Below are 13,547 nucleotides of genomic sequence, written 5' to 3'. Positions count from 1 at the left end.
TTAACCCATAATAATGAATGAAAACATTATGAATGGGGTTATACCCTATGATAATAGGAGGCCACTATGGAAAATATAATCTATATTGGGATGGATGTCCACAAGGAAAGTTTTAGCTTATGTGCACTACACGGAACAACTGGGGAAATTGTAAGAGAAGCACGATGTGCTTCAAATGTATCTCTCGTAAAAAAATTCGTTGAGAAACTGAAAACAAAATATGGTGAAGATATAAAAATTAAAGCTGGATATGAGGCTGGTTGTTTAGGGTATTCACTTCATAATCTTCTTGAACAAAATGGAATTGATTGTGATATTTTAGCTCCCACAACAATGTACAGTTCATCAAAAAATAAAATGGTTAAAAATGATAAATTCGATGCCAAAATGATTGCTCTTAATTTAGCAAATGGCACCTATAAAGAAGTATATGTTCCAGAAGAAGAGGATGTTGCCGTGAAAGAGTATATCCGCATGTTAGGTGATTTTAAAACATCTTTGAAAAAAATAAAACAACAGATAAAAGCATTCCTTTTAAGGCATGGCTATGTGTATGAAGGGAAATCAAGCTGGACAATCGCTTATATGAAATGGTTAAAGAATCTTGATCTACAAGGATTATTCAAAGAAACGTTAGGCGAATACCTATTACAGTATGATGTTCTAGTCGATAAAATTGAGCGGTTCAGTCTGAGATTAGAAGAATTATCTCATCGTGAAAGGTACGAAGAACCAATCGCAAATTTAAGATGCTTAAAAGGTATAGATACAACATCGGCAATGACTGTTCATGTGGAAATTGCAGACTTCACTCGTTTTCCCACGGCTAAAGCATTTATGGCTTATGTAGGATTGACACCAAGCGAAAGCTCAAGTGGAGAAAAAATCAGTCGACGTTCGATTACAAAACAAGGAAATTCGACCGTTAGGTCTACTCTTGTAGAATGTGCAAATGCGTTGGTAAAAGGAACAATCGGATTAAAATCGAAGCGAGTGAAAGCAAGACAAAAAGGGCAACGAAGCGAAGTGATTGCTTATGCGGATCAGGCTGTAGAAAGGTTACAAAGAAAATATTATCGCATGATATATCAAGGGAAACCTAGAAATGTTGCCGTTACAGCTATCGCAAGAGAACTGGGGTGTTTTATATGGGGATTAGAAACAGGTAAAATTCACCGAAAATAAAGAGGGAAGGATATGAAGTTGATTGATTCATTCATAGTTAGAAACCAAAGGTATCAATTGATGGCATAGATGAGCTTCAGAGATAGTGAATTACAGGTCTGGCTATCTATGACTCACCTCTTCTGGCATGGCTGAAATTCTGATAAACAAGCTATTTATTAGAATTTGAAAAGGTGTGATCCACGCAGTGAGATTATAAGAGCCTAACGACGAACCATTAACCTGAGGTAACCAATCCACGAATAACAGAGTGGTTAACTGTCGATAGATCTTATTTCTGAAGCTTTTGTATGCCATCAAGAAAAATATTATGGGTGAAAAACTATTGACAAAGGTCACTTCATAACAGGTGAAATAAGCAATGAATACAATGAATAAAACAAAGACAGTCTCTCCATATTTTGCATTTATTTTATTGCATTCTCTCCAGATTGGTATAGGAATTCTCGGATATCAACGTGTAATTTTAAAAAACGCTGGTTATGATGCCTGGATTTCTCTTATTATTGCGGGAATTGCAACTCATATTGTGCTGTTTTGTATGTTAAAAATGCTTGAAAAAGACGGAGATTTAATTAGCATTCATACAACAACCTTTGGAAAATGGGTTGGCTCTATATTTTCTGTAATTTTCACTCTTTATTGCTTATTATTTTGCCTTACGGTTCTTCGTACGTATATGGAAGTGATACAAGTTTGGATTTTCCCTACCATTAAGTTATGGAAACTTACGCTTATGTTTTTATTAGTCACTTACTACATTATAAAAGGTGGCTTCCGTTCTGTGACAGGGATATGTTTTTGGGGTATTGTTCTTCCTATTTTCGTTGTATTCTTTTTAATCTATCCAATGAAATATGCTCATTTTCGTAATATTTTACCTATTTTTACACATTCACCTTTTGACATGCTTATATCTGCAAAACAATCCGCATTGGAATTTCTGGGGTTTGAAACAATTCTTATCTTTTATCCCTTTATTGAAAAAGGAAAATCTTTAAAGCGATGGGCCCATGCTGGAATTGCTTTTAGCACCTTAATTTATGTAGTTTTAGCTATCGTATCTTTTATGTATTACAGCGAGGGACAATTAAACCGTACTATTTGGCCTACTTTAACGATGTTAAAAATAATTAAAGTTCCTTTTATCCAGCGCTTTGAATATATTATTATTTTCGTTTGGTTTTTAATTATTTTACCAAACCTCTGCTTAACCATTTGGTCATCATGTCAAACGATGAAGCGTTCCTTTCATATTTCATTTAAATTTACATTACCGTTTTTTATTTTCATCATATTTTCAGCTTCTCTACTTTTCACAAACCGTGAAAGTATCAACACATTAAATACCGTACTATCTCAAGCGGGTTTATATATTGTATACGCTTATATCCCAATTTTATTTTTGTTTCATTCACTAAGATGGTACTTCAAAAATCGTTCAAAAAAAACTTCTCCCTAGGTGTCCCTTAGTCTGATACAATTTGATTAATACATTTGTAAAGGGGACAAGCGAATGAAAAAGTATGTATTTTCTTTACTTGCAGTACTAAGCTTAATTCTTGCTGGATGCGAAAGTACTAGTACAAATGACCAAAAATCTTCTGAATCAAAAAAAGAAGAACATGACCACGCATCGCACACTCAGCAAGCTGACATTCAAGAGAAAACAAAAGGAGTCGACACACTTCCTACCTTCCTAGACAAGCTTGATCCACAAATGAAAGATATCTACACTGTCGCTGGACAAAATGCAGAACTATTAGATTGGATTCCATGCTATTGTGGTTGCGGTGAAAGTGTAGGACATAAAAATAATAAAAACTGCTTTATTCGTGAAATTAAAAAGAATGGTGAAGTTGTTTGGGACTCCCATGCAACGACTTGCGTCAATTGCCTAGAAATCGCAGTTGAATCTGCTTCCATGAAACAAAAAGGAAAATCAACGCTTGAAATTCGTAACTATATCGATAATAAATACAAAGAAGGCTATGGCAAACCAACACCTACGCCAATGCCAAAAGCTTAAAAAACGAGGAAACTCCTCGTTTTTTCTTTTCATTCACTTTTTTTCTTAACAAATTCTTTCAAGTGTATTTCCCCTTACTTATCACACACTATATATAACTCTCGGTAAGGAGGGTACACAGTGCAAACATATAACGACTATGATAAAGCTCTCTATTACACGTATTGCTGTAATTGGGATAAATTACTCGTTCTCATGGTTCAAACGAACGATCAATTATTTTCTAAACGTATTGAGCATTTTTTACACGCTTATCAATACAGTAAAGAACTTCCAGAAGTTGATAAACAATTGCAGCTCCTATTTCAATATATTGACCACGCATCCCAAAAGTCGCATGTAGAAGAAGTAGAACAAATTCAAATGTAAAATATAGCGCTATTCTCTTCCGGAGAATGGCGCTTTTTTAAAATGTTTATATCAATAAAAGTTTCTCCTTATAAAACTTTTATTGATAAACATATTTTTTCTTTCTTTTCCATACTACTTCATACTATAATTTAGTATGTAACTATTATAAGAGAGGTATAAAATATGGGACGAGAAAAAAAGCAAGAATATGCTTTACTTACCGCATGGGGAGCTTCTTTTATCGCTACACTAGGAAGTCTGTACTTTTCCGAAATCATGAAATTTGAGCCTTGTGTTCTTTGTTGGTATCAACGTATTTTTATGTATCCATTCGTTTTATGGCTTGGTATCGCTGTAGCAAAGAAAGATTATCGCATTGCAAGTTATTCTTTACCAATCGCAACTATTGGTGCTTGTATTTCTTTATATCACTATGCAATTCAAAAAGTCGCAGCATTTTCAGCTGCTGGGGCAGCTTGTGGACGTGTACCATGTACGGGAGAATACATAAACTGGTTCGGTTTTGTGACAATCCCGTTTTTAGCACTTATCGGCTTTATTACAATCGCTGTTTGTAGCTTTATTGTCATCAAAAACAAATAAGGAGATGAAAGAATGAAAAAAATGCTTATATTTGGTGGTATTATTATCGCCTTGTTTGCGGCAATTTTCGCTGTAACACAAATGGAAGAAAAAAACGCTTCAACTAGCCAAAAAATTGATAATGCTACTGGTAGTCAAACAGATGGTCCTGACTACTACACAAATAAAATTTCTCTTTCAGATCTTCAAAAGAACTTAAAAGAGAAAAAAGAAGAAACAGTATACTTTTATCAAACATCTTGCGTTCATTGCCAAAAATTATCTCCTGTCGTAGTGCCAATGGCTAAAGACTTGAACGTTGATATGAAAGTTATGGATATTGAAAAATTAGATGCTCCTTGGGATGAATATAAAATTCAAGGTACACCAACAATCATTCATTTTAAAGATGGCAAAGAAGTGAGCCGTATTAGCGGTGAACAGCCGAAAGACAAATTAAAAGAATGGCTTGAACAAACGAAAAAGTAATTAGAAAAGGAAACTCCTTCTACACATGAAATGGGCGTAAAATCCCACACTAATGTATAAGGAGGGGGTTTTATGCCAGAAGTAAGATGTTCTGTTTCCAACTGTTCTTTTTGGGGACAAGGTAACTTTTGTCAAGCAAGTGCGATCATCGTTCAGCCTGATGCAGATGAAACTGGTCAAACTGAAAATGATTCATATACAGCTGCTGTTTTAACAAACGAGACGCTAGAAAGTTCTGTAGCAACGAGTGTAGAGACTTGTTGTCATACATTTAAGCCTAGATATTAACAATTATTCCACCTCATATACGTGAGGTGGTTTTTTCTTTCCCTCTTCTTGTTTACGTCATCTCTAATTCTCCCTATAATAAAGTTAACATTTTTATGAATACGAAGGTGAAATACTATGGCTAAAACAATTGCAGATATCGCCAAATTGGCTGGAGTTGCAAAAAGCACAGTCTCTCGTTACTTAAACGGCGGATATGTAAGTGATAAAACAAAACTTAAAATCGAAGGTATTATTCAAGAAACAAATTTCTCTCCCAATACATTTGCTCAAAGTTTAAAAGCAAAAACAACAAATTTAATTGGTGTCATCATCCCCCGATTAGACTCCTTCGCTACAATGAAAACACTTATCGGGATCGATAAAACATTACAGGAAAATAACTATCAAATGCTTGTAGCAAATGCAAATCAAACAACCGGAACTGAAATACAAGCAATTGAAAACTTTATAAAACAAAAGGTAGCTGGCATTATTTTATTAACAAAAACATTGACGAATGAACATCAAAAAATTATGGCTAATTCAAACATCCCTATTTTATTCGTCGGGCAAGAATATAAAGATCAATATTGCCTCGTTCACGATGATTATGATGCAGCTTATGAGTTAGGGGCATACGTTTTATCGCAAGGCCATCGACATATTGCCTATTTAGGGATAGAAAAAGATGATATTTCTGTTGGAATAAATCGAAAAAATGGTTTTCAAAAAGCAATTGAAAATTTAGAACCGACTTGCAACGTTTCATATTACGAAACAACTTTCCGCATAGAAGATGCCATGAAACAAGTACAACATATTTTAGATAATAATCGCCCAACTCTTATCGTATGTGCTACAGATAACATCGCTCTTGGCGCAATGAAAGTCATTCACTCCCACTCTCTTTCTGTACCAGGTGATATTTCTGTAACAGGATTCGGTGGATATGATATTTCAGAAATGGTACACCCTAGTTTAACGACAATTGCGTTTGACTATGAGTATGCTGGAAAGCTTGCTGCCACTTCTCTTTCACAGCTTGTTGAAAACAAAACTATACCAAAAATATTACACTCCCGTTATACATTAAAAATCCAAGAAAGCGTTGACAAAATATAAAGGCACTCTATAATAAAATTAAAACCGGTTCCACATTTTAAAAACAGGATTTTCAACATCATTTCCCTGTTTTTTATTTTAACTTATTACGGAACCGGTTCCATAAAAGAGAATTTATAGTAAGGGGGAATTTTTATGGATATGAAACAAATTGCAACTCAAGTAATACAGAATATTGGTGGAAAGGAAAACATTGTTCGTGCCACACATTGCGCGACTCGCCTTCGTCTTATATTAAAGGATGATACGAAAATAAACGCTGCAGAAATCGAAAACATCGATGGAGTAAAAGGTGCTTTTGCAACGACCGAGCAATATCAAATTATTTTTGGAACTGGCATAGTAAACAAAGTATATGATGAATTCTCAAAACTAATTGGAATAGCCGAACTAGATTCTACAACATCAAACGATATACCTAAGAAAAAAATGAATCCTATCGCCCGCCTAGCAAAGACACTATCTAATATTTTTGTTCCAATTATTCCAGCTATCGTTGCAAGCGGTTTACTTATGGGTCTACTCGGAATGTTGAAAGCGTTTAAATTAGTTCCTGGAGATCACTCACTTATCCAATTACTTGATATGTTCTCAAGTGCAGCTTTCATCATTTTACCCATTTTAATTGGAGTTAGTGCCGCTAAAGAATTTGGTGGAAACATTTTCTTAGGTGCAGTTGTTGGTGGTATATTAACTCACCCAAGCTTAACAAATCCTTGGACTCTTTCAAATGCAAAACCCACAGTTTTACATTTCCTTGGTATGGATATTGATATGATTGGCTATCAAGGTACTGTTTTACCTATTTTATTATGTGTATATGTTATGAGTACAATTGAAAAAGAACTTCGAAAACGTGTTCCGAACTCTTTAGATTTATTAGTTACACCATTCTTAACAATTATTATAACTGGCTTTTTATCACTTATTATTATCGGACCAATTGGATATAAAATCGGTGACGGCATTACGTACCTTTTAAATACAATTTATCAATTTGCAGGACCAGTAGCTGGACTTATATTCGGTGGGTTGTATTCAACAATTGTTCTTACTGGCTTACATCATAGCTTCCACGCTATTGAAGCGGGCTTACTCGCAAATAAAGATATCGGTGTCAATTTCTTACTCCCTATTTGGTCAATGGCGAACGTTGCACAGGGCGGTGCTACTTTAGCTGTCTATTTCAAAACAAAAAACAAAAAAACGAAAGAAATTGCAATTCCAGCAGCAGCTTCAGCATTTTTAGGAATTACAGAACCAGCTATTTTTGGTGTCAATTTAAAACTTGGTAAACCATTTATTGCAGCAGCTATTGGCGGCGCAATTGGAGGCGCTTACGTTGTTTGGATGCAAGTAGCGGCTAATGCATACGGTTTAACAGGTATTCCGATGCTTACAATTGTTGCACCTCTTGGCATGATGAACATGATTCACTATATAATTGGTTTCGCTATTGCAGTTATCACTGCTTTTGTTGCCACATTCATTTTATATAAAGAAAGTAAATAATAACGGGGTGAAAACCTATGTCAAAATATAAAACAATACTGCAATCTAATAAAGACGAATTACATTCTTTATATGAAATTGCAAACCAAGATTCATGGAAACCAATTTATCATATCCACCCACCATTTGGATTAATGAATGATCCTAACGGTGTATCATACTACAATGATGAATATCACGTTTTTTATCAGTGGTATCCATTTGGTCCCATTCATGGAATGAAGCATTGGGGGCATGTGAGGTCAAAAGACCTTATTAACTGGGAGCGTATGCCTGTAGCCATCATCCCTACTGAAAGCTATGAATCACACGGTGCATATTCTGGTAGTGCTATCGTAAAAGATGGCCTTCTTCATCTACTTTATACAGGGAATATAAAAAAGCCTGATGATTCCCGTGATGCAAAACAATGTATGGCAACAATGGATTCACAATATACGATGACGAAATATAGTAATAATCCTGTTATTGATATAATTCCTGACGGATATACAAAACATGTACGTGATCCAAAAGTCTGGAAACATAATGATATGTACTATATGTTACTCGGTGCCCAACGTGAAAATAAAACAGGAACTCTATTACTATACAAATCACAAGACCTATACAATTGGCATTTCCAAGGCGAAATTACAACAAACTTAAAAGAATTCGGATTTATGTGGGAATGCCCCGATTACTTCCAATTATCAGGGAAAGATGTACTTCTCTTTTCACCGCAAGGAATTGAAAAAGACGGAGAAAACTTTCACAATGTATACAATGTCGTTTATGCTATAGGCCATTTCGATATTAAAAATTTATATTTCCATGTTGATTCCTATTACGAAGCTGATAAAGGGTTCGATTTTTATGCCCCTCAAACTTTAGAAGACTCTACTAGTCGTCGCCTATTGTTTGCTTGGGCAGGATCAAGTGAAATCACATATCCTTCTGATGATTATATGTGGGCTCATTGCCTAACACTTCCACGTGAATTAACATTAGAAGATAACATCTTAAAACAAAAACCAGTTTCAGAATTAACAAAACTACGAACAACAAAAAAAGACATTTCAGGAGATATAACAGCTGGATTAAATGTATTATCAACGCTTGATGATGAAGACTCCTATGAATTAATTGTTACACTTAAAACAGAAGATGCAAAACGTTTTGGTCTTTCTCTCTTCCACAATGAGGAGGAATGTTTCCCCATTACATTTAATCGGGAACAAGGTACTATTTCTATAGACAGGGGCAACTTCTACCATCAATTTGGCGGAGAATATGGATTTGAACGCTGTAAAAAAATCGATATTCAAGATACGATAGAACTACAAATATTTGTAGATAAAAGCATCGTGGAAATTTTCTTATACGATGGTTCAACAGTCTTTACGTCCCGAGTTTTTCCTCGAAAAGACATGAAACATCATATCGCAATCTTTTCAGATGCAAAACTAAACTTTACCATCACACAATATAAGCTGAAAAGAGGGATTGTATGAGAAATGTCTTTTGTATAGGTGAACTATTAATTGATTTTGTGTGCCGAAATACTAATGTTTCTTTAGTAAACGGTTCAGATTTCGAAAAAAAAGCTGGTGGAGCACCCGCTAACGTTGCTGCTGCGATTACAAAATTAGGTGGACACGCTACATTTATGGGGCAAGTAGGAAACGACCCATTTGGTGAGTTTCTTGAACAAACTTTACAGCGTGCGCAAGTCGATACATCCATGCTCATAAAAGATAAACAAACAACACTTGCATTCGTATCCATCGATCAAGATGGCGAACGTGATTTTACTTTTATGCGTGGTGCAGATGGTGAATATCAATTCAATAGCATTGATTTATCAAAAATACAAACGAATGATTTAATACATTTCGGTTCAGCGACAGCTTTACTATCAAGCCCATTAAAAGAAACGTATTTTCAGTTGTTACAATATGCGAAAGATAAAGGCCATTTCATTTCTTTTGATCCAAATTATCGAAGTGCACTCATTACAAATACAGAACAATTCTCTCAAGATTGTCTAACCTTTATAAAACATGCACACTTCGTAAAAGTAAGTCAAGAGGAAGCTACTATGCTCTCTAAAGAGAGTGATTTACAACAAGCTGCACTCAAATTATTAAATTATGGCGCAAAAGTAGTAGCTATTACACTTGGAAAAGACGGTACCCTTCTTGCGACAAATGAAGGTCAAACTATTGTCTCTTCTATTTCCATTCAACAAGTCGATACAACTGGTGCTGGTGACGCTTTCGTTGGAGCAATGTTATATCAGATTACCCAAAGTGAACATACACTTTCGTATCATTTCAAAGACTTAACAGCATTTATCTCCTTTGCAAATAAAGTAGGCGCTATCACATGTACAAATTACGGTGCAATTGCCTCTCTTCCATCATTAACAGATATAAAAGCATACGATTAATCGTATGCTTTTTTTACATTCCTCTCCAAAAATCATGCATAATAAAAAAGTACAAAATAACGAGAACGGCCGTCCCGCATAGGGTAATGCGCCGATATATACTCTTCTCTCCTTCCCTCGCTTTCACAAACGCCCAAATAAATCCGAAGAATAATATTAAATCAACATATGGAACATAAAAAGAAAAGACGAGAAACGCATATAAATACACGATAAATAAACAGGTCGTTACTAAGAAAACTTTAAACGCAAATTCACTTTTCATAATATAACCGCCCCCTATCTGTACTGTATTATATTCAGCAAAATACAATAGTTGCAGTTAAACTCCAAGTATAAATAAGCTACCGTCTATAATACGGTAGCCATTACGGAACATTGTATTTCCGTTTATATATATTACTTAAAATCGAAGAAGGAATTTGCTCGTAACGAACTTTCTCTCCTGTTTCATCTATAATATACGAATTGTTTCCTATATAATATATTCCATCTTTTCGTTTTGAGTACACTGGATATCTTTCATTTGGCAATACCGTTTTCACTTTCGTTAACTGTCCATTTGGTTCTTGCCAATATATATCCGCGCGGTCTACTAACGTAAGTACTCCAATTTGTTCTTTTTCTATTTTTCGACCATTCCAGCTCACAACGCGATAACCAAGTTTATTCGCTTCATATTCGGGGCTCGTATGAAAACGAGAAATGATTACTTTTGTTTGTAATTGTACTCGGTCATATAACCATTGTATATCCCTGTCATGCATACGAATACAGCCATTTGATTCCCTACTTCCAATCGTCCATTCCCGGTTCGTCCCGTGAATTGCATATTCATTCTTATCTAGTCCAAGCCACCTCGTACCAAGAGGGTTATTCGGTGCACCCCCAGGTATTTTTTTTCGATGGTATTCTTTATTTTTAAATTTAGTTATAATACAAAAATTACCTTCAGGCGTAGGTGTACGATCTCTTCCAGTCGTTACTGGAAATGTTTTTGTGTAATTTCCATTTTCAAAAAAAGACAACTGGTTCGTCGTAAGATTTACTAATATTAAATGATCTGTATTAGCAAAAGCACTAACCGGTAGGATGAAAAATAATAGTATGATGAAACATAACTTTTTCAGCTATATCCCCCCTAGCGCTCCCTATAATAAGTGGAATTAACATTACTTTGCTCTTATAAATGAAAACTATCCATTTACAATAACGCCCCCATTTACATGTATCATTTGCCCAGTAACATAGGATGAATCACCAGATGCCAAGTATACGTATGCCGGCGCTAATTCATATGGTTGACCAGGCCGTTGCATCGGGACATTGCTCCCAAACTGAGAGACTTTCTTCTCATCAAAGCTCGATGGAATAAGCGGTGTCCAAATCGGGCCTGGTGCAACACCATTTACCCGAATCCCTTTTTGCACTAACGATTGAGAAAGTGATCTTGTAAAAGCTACGATTGCTCCTTTCGTTGCGGAATAATCAATTAACGTTTCATTTCCTTCATATGCAACGATAGATGCCGTATTTATAATGACATCCCCTTTCTTCAAATGAGAAAGGGCTGCTTTCGTAACGTGAAAATAAGAAAAAATATTAATACGAAATGTTTTTTCTAGCTGTTCTGCTGTAATATACTCTAGCCCTTGCTGCGGATATTGCTGTGCAACGTTATTCACTAAAATATTTAAACTACCTAACTGCCGGGCGGTTTCTTCCACAATATCTTTACAATGCTGTTCATTACTCAAATCCCCCGGCAACAATACACACTTTACACCTTCTTTTTCAACACGTTGTTTCGTCTCATTTGCATCTTCTTCCTCATCTAAATAAGCAATCGCAACATTTGCTCCCTCTTTTGCAAAAGCGATGGAAACTGCTCGTCCAATTCCGCTATCTCCTCCCGTAATTAACACATTCTTCCCTTTTAACTTTTCACTTCCTTTATAGTTTGCATCTTCAAACTGCGGAAGGGGGCTCATTAATGATTCAATACCTGGCTGCTTATTTTGATGTTGCGCAGGCATTGTTATAAAGTTTTTTTGCTGTGGCATAGCTGCTTTCAACTCCTTTTCCTTAGCATGTGCACAATAAAAAGCTGAAATTCACACATCGTTTTACGATTAATATTCGAATTTAAGACACAAAATATGAATTGTTATAAACTTTTTATGCAAAACTATTGCAAAATAGATAAAAAACGAATATTATATATAACTGTTGTGAAAATTATTCGTAAACAGAAAGGATGTTTATATGTTTAACCTTTCAAAACATAAAACTTCTATTAAAACTGAAATTATGGCAGGTATTATTACCTTCTTAACAATGGCATATATCATTGTCGTAAACCCTGTTATCCTTGGAGATGCAGGTGTTCCATTTGAACAAGCATTTACAGCAACAATTATCGCTGCTGTTGTCGGAACATTATTTATGGCAATCTTTACAAACTTACCAATCGCAATCGCGCCAGGTATGGGATTAAATGCTTACTTCTCTTACTCTGTTGTAAAAGCGCATGAAGGCATGACTTTCGCAATTGCATTCTCTGCTGTATTCGTAGCAGGTATGATTTTAATTTTGCTATCATTTACATCTTTCCGTACAAAATTAATGGAAGCAATTCCTGAAAACTTAAAACATGCAATTACTGCTGGTATCGGGCTATTTATCGCCTTTATCGGTTTACGTTTAACAGGTATCGTTACAAAAAATGATGCAAACTTAGTTGGACTTGGTGATCTTCACTCTGCTCCAGTACTACTAGCATTAGCTGGACTTGGAATTACAATTGTCCTTATGTCTTTAAATGTAAATGGCGCACTATTTATCGGGATGCTATTAACTGGTATTATCGCTTTCTTCACGGGACAATTATCATTCTCAAACGGTGTTACATCAATGCCTGGTTTACCAGAAGGAATTATCGTTTCAAATCCAATTACTGCTGTATCTGACGTAATTAACTACGGATTATACGGCGTTGTATTCTCATTCTTCCTTGTTACACTATTCGATACAACAGGTACATTACTTGGCGTTGCACAACAAGGTGGATTTATGAAAGACGGAAAGCTTCCAAAAGCAGGACGAGCTCTTCTATCTGACTCATTCTCAGCAACTATTGGTTCTATGTTCGGAACGACACCATCAACAGCTTACATTGAATCATCTGCTGGTGTTGCAGCTGGTGGTCGTACTGGTTTAACAACTGTTACAGTAGCGGTTCTATTCGCACTAGCAGCATTCTTCGGCCCATTAGTAAGTGCTGTTTCTGGTGTATCAGCTATTACTGCACCATCATTAATTATCGTTGGTAGTCTTATGATGGGTTCAGTTCGCCACATCGATTGGGACGCATTTGATGAAGCATTCCCAGCATTCTTAGTAATCTTAAGCATGCCACTTACATCAAGTATCGCAACAGGTATCGCACTTGGATTTATTTCATACCCACTTATGAAAGTGGCAAAAGGTAAATTCCGTGCTGTTCACCCACTTGTATATGTATTTGGAATTTTGTTTGCTTATCAATTGATATTCTTACCACATTAAAATCCCTCT

Annotated in this window: 15 protein-coding genes; 12 read left to right on the top strand and 3 right to left on the bottom strand. The window is 35.5% G+C overall.

The genetic code is table 11. From position 1 onward, the window contains the following. The first annotated feature begins 66 nt into the window (after window positions 1–66). The 11 genes from MHH55_RS25645 to MHH55_RS25595 all read left to right on the top strand — a co-directional run bounded on the left by MHH55_RS25645 (window position 67) and on the right by MHH55_RS25595 (window position 9,971). Entirely contained in the window at window positions 67–1,185 is a 1,119-nt protein-coding gene (locus tag MHH55_RS25645) for an IS110 family transposase (RefSeq protein WP_340880263.1), read from the top strand. Between the two features lie 361 nt (window positions 1,186–1,546). Next, window positions 1,547–2,647 (top strand): GerAB/ArcD/ProY family transporter, encoded by a 1,101-nt coding sequence (locus tag MHH55_RS25640; RefSeq protein WP_001095038.1) that lies wholly within the window; start codon window positions 1,547–1,549, stop codon window positions 2,645–2,647. A gap of 54 nt (window positions 2,648–2,701) precedes the next feature. Beyond that, a complete protein-coding gene (locus MHH55_RS25635) occupies window positions 2,702–3,214 on the top strand; it encodes a PCYCGC domain-containing protein (RefSeq protein WP_078187133.1) in 513 nt (170 codons plus the stop codon). A gap of 120 nt (window positions 3,215–3,334) precedes the next feature. Beyond that, window positions 3,335–3,583 (top strand): YhdB family protein, encoded by a 249-nt coding sequence (locus MHH55_RS25630; RefSeq protein ID WP_001195459.1) that lies wholly within the window; start codon window positions 3,335–3,337, stop codon window positions 3,581–3,583. A 165-nt stretch (window positions 3,584–3,748) separates the two neighbouring features. Beyond that, window positions 3,749–4,168: a disulfide formation protein C gene (locus tag MHH55_RS25625; protein WP_000532265.1), complete on the top strand. Its 420-nt coding sequence runs from the start codon at window positions 3,749–3,751 to the stop codon at window positions 4,166–4,168. A gap of 12 nt (window positions 4,169–4,180) precedes the next feature. After that, window positions 4,181–4,636, top strand: a complete 456-nt coding sequence (locus MHH55_RS25620) for a thioredoxin family protein (protein WP_000738435.1) — start codon at window positions 4,181–4,183, stop codon at window positions 4,634–4,636. 72 nt (window positions 4,637–4,708) lie between these two features. Continuing rightward, complete coding sequence (locus tag MHH55_RS25615) at window positions 4,709–4,924, top strand: DUF1540 domain-containing protein (RefSeq protein WP_001115482.1); 216 nt, start codon at window positions 4,709–4,711, stop codon at window positions 4,922–4,924. A gap of 117 nt (window positions 4,925–5,041) precedes the next feature. Next, window positions 5,042–6,028: a LacI family DNA-binding transcriptional regulator gene (locus tag MHH55_RS25610; RefSeq protein ID WP_001140402.1), complete on the top strand. Its 987-nt coding sequence runs from the start codon at window positions 5,042–5,044 to the stop codon at window positions 6,026–6,028. A 135-nt stretch (window positions 6,029–6,163) separates the two neighbouring features. Beyond that, window positions 6,164–7,540 (top strand): sucrose-specific PTS transporter subunit IIBC, encoded by a 1,377-nt coding sequence (locus MHH55_RS25605; protein WP_000367320.1) that lies wholly within the window; start codon window positions 6,164–6,166, stop codon window positions 7,538–7,540. Between the two features lie 17 nt (window positions 7,541–7,557). Next, window positions 7,558–9,033: a beta-fructofuranosidase gene (gene scrB, locus MHH55_RS25600; protein ID WP_000049750.1), complete on the top strand. Its 1,476-nt coding sequence runs from the start codon at window positions 7,558–7,560 to the stop codon at window positions 9,031–9,033. Next, window positions 9,030–9,971 (top strand): carbohydrate kinase family protein, encoded by a 942-nt coding sequence (locus MHH55_RS25595; protein ID WP_078187134.1) that lies wholly within the window; start codon window positions 9,030–9,032, stop codon window positions 9,969–9,971. Before scrB ends, MHH55_RS25595 begins: the two co-directional genes overlap by 4 nt. Window positions 9,972–9,984: 13 nt before the next feature. Here MHH55_RS25595 and MHH55_RS25590 read toward each other — a convergent pair whose 3' ends face one another. The 3 genes from MHH55_RS25590 to MHH55_RS25580 all read right to left on the bottom strand — a co-directional run bounded on the left by MHH55_RS25590 (window position 9,985) and on the right by MHH55_RS25580 (window position 12,034). Continuing rightward, window positions 9,985–10,236 (bottom strand): hypothetical protein, encoded by a 252-nt coding sequence (locus MHH55_RS25590; protein WP_000834195.1) that lies wholly within the window; start codon window positions 10,234–10,236, stop codon window positions 9,985–9,987. 103 nt (window positions 10,237–10,339) lie between these two features. Further along, window positions 10,340–11,101, bottom strand: a complete 762-nt coding sequence (locus tag MHH55_RS25585) for a L,D-transpeptidase (RefSeq protein WP_025921749.1) — start codon at window positions 11,099–11,101, stop codon at window positions 10,340–10,342. Between the two features lie 66 nt (window positions 11,102–11,167). After that, entirely contained in the window at window positions 11,168–12,034 is an 867-nt protein-coding gene (locus tag MHH55_RS25580) for an SDR family oxidoreductase (protein ID WP_001136261.1), read from the bottom strand. A 202-nt stretch (window positions 12,035–12,236) separates the two neighbouring features. Here MHH55_RS25580 and MHH55_RS25575 point away from each other — a divergent pair, with 202 nt between their 5' ends. After that, window positions 12,237–13,538, top strand: a complete 1,302-nt coding sequence (locus MHH55_RS25575) for an NCS2 family permease (protein ID WP_000482713.1) — start codon at window positions 12,237–12,239, stop codon at window positions 13,536–13,538. Window positions 13,539–13,547: the final 9 nt, after the last annotated feature.

It is taken from the genome of Bacillus sp. FSL K6-2944 (genome assembly GCF_038005385.1).
GTDB lineage: Bacteria > Bacillota > Bacilli > Bacillales > Bacillaceae_G > Bacillus_A > Bacillus_A cereus.
Note: the sequence above shows the minus strand (reverse complement) of the source record. Positions and strands in the feature narration are given on the sequence as shown.